Origin of the sequence: Dietzia aerolata, assembly GCF_014144865.1 — a bacterium.
GTDB classification, from domain to species: Bacteria; Actinomycetota; Actinomycetes; order Mycobacteriales; family Mycobacteriaceae; genus Dietzia; species Dietzia aerolata.
The window spans coordinates 410-5,023 of record NZ_JAALDM010000329.1; the positions used below are offsets into that span (position 1 = coordinate 410).

The 4,614-nt window shown below is 68.3% G+C and carries 5 protein-coding genes; 2 read left to right on the forward strand and 3 right to left on the reverse strand.

The window, feature by feature from the left end; genetic code table 11:
- Together G6016_RS16930 and G6016_RS16430 are read right to left on the reverse strand one after the other, a co-directional pair.
- Window positions 1–195, reverse strand: a 195-nt coding sequence (locus tag G6016_RS16930; protein ID WP_206682330.1) for a hypothetical protein, incomplete at its 3' end; no start/stop codon positions are given.
- Between the two features lie 204 nt (window positions 196–399).
- The gene (locus G6016_RS16430; protein WP_182633675.1) at window positions 400–1,098 is read right to left on the reverse strand and encodes a DedA family protein; all 699 of its coding nucleotides are present in this window, start codon (window positions 1,096–1,098) and stop codon (window positions 400–402) included.
- 213 nt (window positions 1,099–1,311) lie between these two features.
- Here G6016_RS16430 and fbaA point away from each other — a divergent pair, with 213 nt between their 5' ends.
- A complete protein-coding gene (gene fbaA / locus G6016_RS16435; protein WP_182633668.1) occupies window positions 1,312–2,355 on the forward strand; it encodes a class II fructose-bisphosphate aldolase in 1,044 nt (347 codons plus the stop codon).
- Window positions 2,356–2,524: 169 nt separating this feature from the next.
- Window positions 2,525–3,652, forward strand: coding sequence for an NAD(P)-dependent alcohol dehydrogenase (locus G6016_RS16440; protein ID WP_182633669.1), 1,128 nt, complete (start codon window positions 2,525–2,527; stop codon window positions 3,650–3,652).
- Window positions 3,653–3,679: 27 nt separating this feature from the next.
- On the opposite strand, the gene G6016_RS16445 is transcribed toward G6016_RS16440, so the two are convergent.
- On the reverse strand, window positions 3,680–4,264 hold the full coding sequence (locus G6016_RS16445; RefSeq protein WP_241730405.1) for an Rv0361 family membrane protein: 585 nt from the start codon (window positions 4,262–4,264) through the stop codon (window positions 3,680–3,682).
- Window positions 4,265–4,614: the final 350 nt, after the last annotated feature.

Genomic DNA, 4,614 nt, shown 5'->3' on the forward strand with positions numbered 1-4,614 from the left:
GGCGGCGTGGGCGAACGCGGTGATCGCCTCCTCCGAACCCAACTGGAACGACGAAGCAGAAGGAGTGGAGGAACCGATGGAGTCGGTTGCCGACCCGCCGAACGAGGAAGCGGGGGACGGATCCGGGGTGGGGGAAGACGCGTGCGGGGAGGTGGAGTTGTCGTCGTCGTCAAAAATCTTGCCGTCACCTGACATGAACCTCGCACCTCCCACCACCGGTCGCAACACTGTTTCGAACTTGAGTTCCAGTGTAGTGGCCGCCGATTATAGTGGCAAGGGTGTTCGACAAGATATTTCGATCGGTTTCGAAAATTGTCGTCGAGTGTGCAGGTGGTGGGGCTGGTGAGGCGGGGTGATCTCAGTGGGAGAGGCGTGGCGAGCTGGCGGGGGAGTGTGCGGTTAGGTGGTCGCGTCGCCGACCGTGTCAGAGGGGGATGTGTCGGCTGAGGGAGAGTGGGGAGCGTCGGGCGCGGTGGTGGCAGGCCCGTTGCGGAATCGGTCGAGGAGCTTGGGGCCGGCGGTGATGACCATCGGCAGGACGGAGATGAGGACGATCCCGATGAGGATGAGATCGATGTGCTCCTTGATGAACGTGAACTGGCCCAGCCAGGCGCCCAGCGCCGTGACGCCCGCGGCCCACAGCAGCGCGCCGACGACGTTGAAGGTCACGAACGTGCGGTACCGCATCCTCGCCATGCCGGCGACGAGCGGCGCGTAGGTGCGGACGATGGGCACGAAGCGGCACAGGATGATCGTCGCCGGGCCCCACTTCTCGAAGAACTCGTGGGCCTCGGTGATGTAGGCCTGCTTGAAGATGCGGCCGTCGGGGCGGTTTTTGAGGTGATGGCCCCAGCGGTTGCCGATGAAGTAGCCGACCTGGTCGCCGAGGAACGCCGCGATGGGCGCGGTGACCAGCACGACCCACAGCGGGGCGAACGGATTGTCCTGCTGGGTGAGCAGCCCCGCCGTGAAGAGCAGGGAGTCGCCGGGCAGGAACGGGAACAGCAGGCCGGACTCGATGAAGACCACGGCGAGCAGGGCTGGCAGGATCGCGTTGCCGAACGGCCCGTCACCGGAAAGCCAGAATTCCGGGTCCATGAATCCGGGGCCCAGGGCCACCACGTGCTGTGCCTGTTCGGCGAGGATGTGCGTGTTCACCCCGAAAGGGTAGGCCTGTGCACCTGGGAATCCGCTGAACGTCGCTGCCCCACTTGTGGGCAGGGGCCCGCTACTTCCCAGGCAAGGGCCCGCCACCACCCGATACCTCGTAGGATGGGGCCACCCACAGCACCGACATCTGGAGGATCGTCAATGCCTATCGCCACCCCGGAGCAGTACAAGGACATGCTCGACCGGGCCCGCACGGAGGGGTTCGCCTACCCGGCGATCAACTGCACCTCCTCGGAGACCATCAACGCGGCCATCAAGGGCTTCGCCGATGCCGGCTCCGATGGCATCATCCAGTTCTCCACCGGTGGATCCGAGTTCGGCTCCGGCCTGAACGTCAAGGACATGGTGACCGGTGCCGTGGCGCTCGCCGAGTTCGCGCACGTCATCGCCGAGAAGTACGACGTGCTGGTCGCCCTCCACACCGACCACTGCCCCGAGGACAAGCTGGACGGCTTCGTCCGCCCGCTCATCGAGATCTCGCAGGAGCGCGTCAACCGCGGCGAGAACCCGCTGTTCCAGTCGCACATGTGGGACGGCTCGGCCACCCCGCTCGACCGCAACCTCGAGATCGCCAAGGAACTCCTCGAGAAGACGGCCGCCGCCAAGCAGATCCTCGAGATCGAGATCGGCGTCGTGGGCGGCGAGGAGGACGGCGTCGAGAACGAGATCAACGAGAAGCTCTACACCACGCGTGAGGACTTCGAGGCCACGATCGACGCGCTCGGCGCCGGCAACACCGGCCAGCGCTACCTGCTGGCCGCGACCTTCGGCAACGTCCACGGCGTGTACAAGCCAGGCAACGTCAAGCTCAAGCCCGAGGTTCTCAAGATGGGCCAGGACGTCGCGGTGGAGAAGCTCGGCCTCAACGCCGGCGACCTGCCGTTCGACTTCGTCTTCCACGGCGGCTCCGGCTCGGCCAAGAGCGAGATCGAGGAGGCGCTGTCCTACGGCGTCATCAAGATGAACGTCGACACCGACACCCAGTACGCGTTCACCCGCCCCGTCGCCGCGCACATGTTCGCCAACTACGACGGCGTGCTCAAGGTCGACGGCGAGGTCGGCAACAAGAAGACCTACGACCCCCGCTCCTACCTCAAGAAGGCAGAGCAGGCCATGTCCGAGCGCGTCGTCGAGGCGTGCAACGACCTCAAGTCGGCCGGCAAGTCCAAGGGCGCCAAGGCCTGATCTGGCCTCTGGCATGACGCCTGCCGGGCCTCGGGCCTGACTCGCGCCTGACTCGGGCCTGACACCCCGGCGAACACCGGCGAGCCCCACGTTTCCACCGCACGCACCGCGCGTGAACCTTTCGGAGACGTGGGGCTCGTTCGTGTCCGGGCGGGCTAGTGTTCTGGGCATGAGGGCAGCGGTCCACGCCGACTACGGGCCCCCGGACGTCGTTCGGGTCGCCGACCACCCACGCCCCGAGCCCGGCCCGGGTGAGGTGCTGGTCGCGGTGCACGCCACGACCGTCAACCGCACCGACTGCGCCTACCGGGGCGCCAACCCGCCGTTCATGCGCGCGCTCACCGGCCTTAGGCGACCCCGCCACGCCGTGTGGGGCACCGAGTTCGCGGGCGAGGTGGTGGCGGTCGGTGGCACACCGGGATTCGGCGGGGCTGGCGTTGGTGGGCCAGGTGGCGGCGGGGTCGGCGTTGGTGGAGCTAGCGCCGTAGGAACCAAGCGCGACGACGACGACGTTCGCCACCTCGCGCCAGGGGACCGGGTCTTCGGCTACTGCGAGGGACGTTTCGGGGCGCATGCCCAGTACGTGGCAATTGATTCGGCCGGTTCGATCGCCACCATCCCCGAGGGGATCAGCTTCGCCGAAGCCGCGGCGGCCACCGAGGGCGCGCATTATGCGCGGTCGGCGATCCGTCGGGCCGGGGTCCGGGCGGGGCATCGCGTGCTTGTCAACGGGGCCACGGGCGGCATCGGCTCGGCCGGGGTGCAGTTGCTGCGTGAGGCCGGCGCGACGGTCACCGCGGTGTGCGCGGGCGCCCACTTCGACCTGGTCCGCGACCTCGGCGCCCAGCATCTGATCGACTACACCGTCCAGGATTTCACCACCCAGGACTCCGCCTCGGTGCCCGGCCATAATGCTCCCGGCCACAGTGCTCCCGGCCGCTACGCTCCCGCCCGCTATGACGTGGTGTTCGACGCCGTCGGCAAGAGCTCGTTCTTCCGGTGCCGCCGACTGCTCGCGCCGGGCGGGGTCTACGTCTCCTCCGAGCTCGGGCCGGCGGGGCAGAACATCCCGCTCGCCCTGGCCGGGACCGTGATGCACGGCCGACGCCGCGTGGTCTTCCCGGTCCCCGAGGAGGGCCAGGAGATGGTGGCCGAGATCCGCGACCTGCTCGCGGCGGGCACGTTCCGGCCGGTGATCGACCGGACCTACCCGCTCGAGGAAATCGCGGACGCCTACCGCTACGTCGAGTCGGGCGCGAAGATCGGCAACGTGGTCATCGAGGTCCCGCAGGCGTGAGCGGGGGTGGGGCTGGGCAGCAGCCCGTCAGCCCGGCTGGCCCTCCTGCGGGACCGAGCCCATGCCGACACCGGTCTGGCAGACCTTCCAGTCGCCGTCCTCCTTGCGCAGGAAAACTTCGTCGACGGCCTGCTCGTCGTCGTTGCCGGACTCGACGGTCGCGGTGGCCTCGGAGCCGTCGCCGCCCAACTCGACCCCGGTGACCTCGAGATTCTCGGGTAGTGTGCCGGCGATCGACTCGCGGAACATGACGTCCAGATCGGTGCCGGTCTGCTCGCCGGAGTTGGTGATGGTCTCGACGAGATCCTGCGGCACGCGGTTCTCGGCACACATGTATTCGTTGAACGCCTCGAACGACTCCGCCGTGCTCATGTCGGTCAGCGTCTGCTCGATGTCACGCTCGGTTTGAGACGACGACGACAACGGTCCCGCCGTGAACAGCCACCCCAACGCGGCGATCACCACGACCGCCACCACGGCCACGGCGATCCAGACCTTCGAACCCCCGCGGGCAGGCCGCCCCGATGCACGATTGTCACCCTCGCGGCGTCCGCCCGATCCGGGACCCTGCGACGGGTCGGATCCGGGTGAGTGCGGCGTTGTCGTCGTCATCAACTACTCCAGGTCCGGCACGCGCGCCCCGGCCGGGACGCATCGACCAGCCACGGTAGCGGACGCACCTGTGCGCTGACTTGCCGTGCCCCTCTCCAGTTGCGGGCCGTGCCCCTTTCCGGCGGGCGGCGGCGCGATCTGCCCTCCGGATTCGCTTGCCAACACGATCTGCCCGCCTGATTCTCCGAAGCGCCTCGGGCCCCGCGAGCGTGTCGTCATCGGGAGGGCAGATCGCACTTCGGCGGGCGGATCGACCAGGTGCCGGGCAGTTGTCGACCACGCCCCGGCCTCAGCGCTGCCGGCTCCCCGGACAACACGCAGCCGCGCCGCTCAGATGCAGCCGCGGGGGA